The organism is uncultured Nostoc sp., assembly GCF_964245445.1.
Classification (GTDB): Bacteria; Cyanobacteriota; Cyanobacteriia; order Cyanobacteriales; family Nostocaceae; genus Nostoc.
In genome coordinates this window covers 2,901-5,173 of the sequence record NZ_CAXTNE010000409.1, presented here as the reverse complement: position 1 = coordinate 5,173, position 2,273 = coordinate 2,901, and the positions used below count along the sequence as shown (strand labels likewise).

General features: G+C 45.4%; 1 protein-coding gene. It reads right to left on the bottom strand.

The features are described from left to right. Positions 1-89 precede the first annotated feature (89 nt). A complete protein-coding gene (speA, locus tag ACFE90_RS36135; RefSeq protein WP_375507059.1) occupies positions 90-2,102 on the bottom strand; it encodes a biosynthetic arginine decarboxylase in 2,013 nt (670 codons plus the stop codon). Positions 2,103-2,273: the final 171 nt, after the last annotated feature.

Here is a 2,273-nt window from a genome sequence, read left to right as displayed (position 1 = left end):
GGGCAGGGGGACAAGGGGACTTGTGATGAACTTGCAACAAGTCTTTCTCCTTGTCCCCTTTTCCTCTTCCCAATGCCCAATTCCCATTCCTAACTATTTAAATAAGTATATCTTCTGAGACTTTGCTCGTAGGTTTGTAGCAGTCGCTGAGATTCCGCTAGGGTAATACGCTTTTCTTCTAATGCTTTCTCGCAACGCTGGCGAATGTTTTCTACCATATCTTCGGAGTCATACTGGACATAGCTCACCACTTCGCTCATGGTGTCACCTTTGACAACGTGTTCAATCTGGTAGCCTTTGGGCGTTAATTGGATATGAACAGCGTTAGTATCCCCAAATAAGTTGTGCAAATTGCCCATGATTTCCTGGTAAGCTCCATTCAAGAACATTCCCAAATAATAGGGTTCTCCAGGCTTGTAGGTGTGTAGTTCTAAAACCGATTTGACATCGCGCAGGTCTATAAAGCGGTCGATTTTACCATCACTGTCGCAGGTGAGGTCTGCCAAAATTCCCCGCCGCGTTGGTTCTTCATCCAAGCGGTGAATTGGCATGATCGGGAATAGCTGATCGATCGCCCAGCAATCTGGTGCTGATTGAAACACTGACATGTTGACGTAGTAGATGGAAGCCATAATTTTCTCTAGGTCTTCCAGTTCATCAGGTACGTATTCTTGCTGTCTAGTGATGGTAAGAATTTTTTGGCAACAAGCCCAGTAGAGGCGTTCGGCCTTAGCTCGTTCTCTGAGGCGTAAAATTCCTAAGTTGAAACGGCTGATGGCTTCTTCTTTGAATTGTGCAGCGTCGTGGTAGAACTCCTGATAATTCTCTTGGTTGATGGATTGGTAAGTTTCCCAAAGATAATTAATAATCGGGGATTCTCCCTCTTGTGGAGGTTCTGGGATGTCGAGAGGGACATCACTAGTACTGAGAACGTCGAAAATCAGCACCGACTGATGGGACGCGATCGCTCGTCCACTTTCGCTAATCAGTGTTGGTACGGTAATCTGCCGCTCTGCACAGGTATCTTTTAACTCTGCCACGATGTCGTTGGCATAGTTCTGCATGTTGTAATTTTTCGATGCATAGAAGTTGGTTTGGGAGCCATCATAATCTACGCCCAAGCCGCCGCCAACATCAAGGTATTTCATATCCGCCCCCAGCATGGACAATTCCACATAAATGCGGCTGGCTTCTTGGATAGCATCTTTAATTACATTAATGGCAGAGATTTGTGAGCCGATGTGGAAGTGCATCAACTGCAAAGAATCGAGCAGGTTAGCTTCGCGTAACTTGTCAACAGCCTCGATTACTTCAGGCATTGTCAAACCAAATTTAGCGCGATCGCCGCTAGAGGCTCCCCAACGTCCCATGCCTTGGGTACTGAGTTTGGCACGAACACCTAATATCGGTTTAATACCTAACTGGCGATTGGCATCAATCACCAAATCAACTTCTTCAATCTGTTCTAAGACGATGATTGGTGTTTGCCCTAGTCTCTGGGCTAACATTGCCGTTTCGATGTATTCTCGGTCTTTGTAGCCGTTGCAAACTAACAACGCTCCTGGTGTATCCAAAACAGCCAGAGCAATCATTAATTCTGGCTTGGAACCGGCTTCTAAACCAAATTGATGGGGTTTGCCAAATTTCACTAAATCCTCGATCAAATGCCGCTCTTGGTTGCATTTGACGGGAAACACGCCACGGTAGATGCCAGGGTAATTATAACGAGCGATCGCTTTGGCAAAACAAGCATTCAACCGCTCAATCCGGTCTTCCAAAATATCGGAGAAGCGAATCAACATAGGAAGTCCCAAGTTGCGCTGCTTCATGGCATTGACCAATTCAAACAAGTTTAGAGAACCCCCGCGATCGCCCTTGGGCGCGACGGTAACATGACCAGCAGCGCTAATGGAAAAATAAGGTTGTCCCCAACCTTCAATGCGGTATAATGCTTCGCTATCCTCAATTTTCCAGGAGCGAGGTAAATCTCCTGTGGTAGGACTAGGTGGTAACAGTTTTTTTTGCTTATGATTTTTCACTTCTTTGTGTCCATTGGACGGTAGTACCACCTCTTCAGATGTAGCAGTTGGATCAACACCCATTTCTTCCTAACCTCTGTTTTTCGCCCACAATTTAACAATTTAACGCATTCATTTGGGAACGTATATGCACCCAAGGATAATTTCTGAGATAAACTCTGATTGGTCATTGGTCATTAGTCATTGGTCATTGGTCATTGGTCATTGGTCATTGGTCATTGGTCATTGGTCATT

What these genes read in the sequence shown, in the direction of transcription:
- speA (WP_375507059.1), bottom strand. Translation starts at nt 2,102, where the DNA reads ATGGGTGTTGATCCAACTGCTACATCTGAAGAGGTGGTACTACCGTCC.